The sequence below is a fragment of the Nocardiopsis sp. NPDC055824 genome (assembly GCF_053616335.1).
The window spans coordinates 4,827-6,597 of the sequence record NZ_JBSHDN010000015.1 but is presented as its reverse complement, the minus strand read 5'-3'; the positions used below and the strand labels follow the sequence as shown (position 1 = coordinate 6,597).

Here is a 1,771-nt window from a genome sequence, read left to right as displayed (position 1 = left end):
GCCTCGCCCGCCACACGGGTCCGACACGTCGCGGCGGCCGTCCGGGGCCGCCGACGACCGCCCTTCCGCGCACACCCGCCGTGACCCGCACGGCCCCGCCCCCGAGCGCCCCGCGACCGACCAGGCGCGACACCCGAACCTCCGGCCACTGTGCGTGACTCCATGGCCGCCCTCCCCCGTCAGGCATGACAGAGGATCATCGGATCTTGCGACTGCCTGGACAACAGGGCGGGAGAATATGTCCGGAACGACACCTTCACTCTGATCCGCCGACGTGCTTTTGTGTCCCCCATCACAGGCACGAGCGTTGGGATCGCCCATGACCGACAAGCGCCAGAACTTCGTCCGGGTCCTGGGAAGGGGTGACGTGCTCGCGCTCGGCTTCGGCGCGATGATCGGCTTCGGCTGGATCGTGCTCGTCGGCGACTTCATCGGCGCGGCGGGCAGCCTCGGCGCCGCCCTCGCCTTCGTCATCGGCGGCGTCGTCATGGCCTTCGTCGGCCTCACCTACGCCGAACTCGTCTCCGCGATGCCCCACGCGGGCGGCGAGCACCACTACGCCATGCGCGCCATCGGTCCCAGGGGCGCCTTCACCGCCTCCTGGGCCATGGTCCTGGGCTACGTGTCCGTGGTCGCCTTCGAGGCCGTCGCCGTCCCCCAGACCCTCGTCCACCTCTTCCCCGGCATGGGCGTCGGGCACCTGTGGACCGTCGCGGGATACGACGTGCACGCCGACCTCGTCGCCGTGGGCGTCGTCGTCGCCGTGCTGATGACGGCGGTCAACTACGTCGGCATCAGGCCGGCCAGCGCCTTCCAGGTCGTGGCCGTGCTGTTCCTGGTCGCCGTCGGCGCGGTCATGCTCACCGGGTCGTTCGTCGGCGGCTCCGCCGAGAACATGGAACCCCTGTTCACCGGCGGCGTCCCCGGCGTGTTCGTGGTGCTGGTGGCGGTCCCGTTCCTGTTCGTCGGCTTCGACGTCATCCCCCAGTCCGCCTCCGAGATCAGGATCCCCCACCGCATGGTCGGCACGCTGCTGGTGGTCTCCGTGTTCTGCGCGACCGCCTGGTACGTGATGGTCGTGCTCACCGCCGGCGCCGGGCTGTCCGCCGCCGAGCTCTCCGCGTCCGAACTGGCCTCCGCCGACTCCGTCGCCGCCCTGTGGGGCAGTGACGCCATGGGCGACCTGCTCGTCCTCGGCGGCATCGCCGGACTGCTGACCAGCTGGAACGCCTTCCTCATCGGGGGCAGCCGCCTCGTCTTCGCCATGGCGGGGGCCCGGATGCTCCCGGCCTGGTTCGGCCACCTGCACCCGCGCTTCCGCACGCCCTCCAACGCCGTCCTGTTCATCGGGGCGCTGTCCCTGGCGGCCCCGTTCTTCGGCCGCCCGATGCTCGTCTGGCTCACCAACGCGGGCGGCATGAACATCGTCGCCGCCTACATGCTGGTGGTCGTGAGCTTCCTGGTGCTGCGCCGTCGCGACCCCGCCATGGAGCGGCCCTTCACCGTCCCGGCCGGTGTGCCGGTCGGCGTGACCGCCCTCGTCCTGTCCTTCGGGCTGTTCCTGCTGTACCTGCCCGGCATGCCCGCCGCTCTGGGCTGGCCCCACGAGTGGCTCATGGTCGCCCTGTGGTGGGCGGCGGGCGCCGCGCTCCTGTGGCGCCTCCCCCGGATCGCCCCCGGCGCGGACGCCGAGCGCCGCCTGGTCGAGGCGATGGACGCCCGCGCCGGCGCTCCCCGCACATGAGGACGCGGTCCTCCCGGCCGGGAGGCC

1 protein-coding gene is annotated in these 1,771 nt (G+C 72.1%); it reads left to right on the top strand.

All coding sequences use genetic code 11. The annotated features are described in order from the left end of the window. Positions 1-319 precede the first annotated feature (319 nt). Positions 320-1,744 carry an APC family permease gene (locus ACWGL3_RS06030; protein ID WP_452460951.1) on the top strand — a complete coding sequence of 475 codons (1,425 nt, stop codon included), beginning with the start codon at positions 320-322 and terminating at the stop codon, positions 1,742-1,744. The last annotated feature ends 27 nt before the right edge of the window (positions 1,745-1,771 follow it).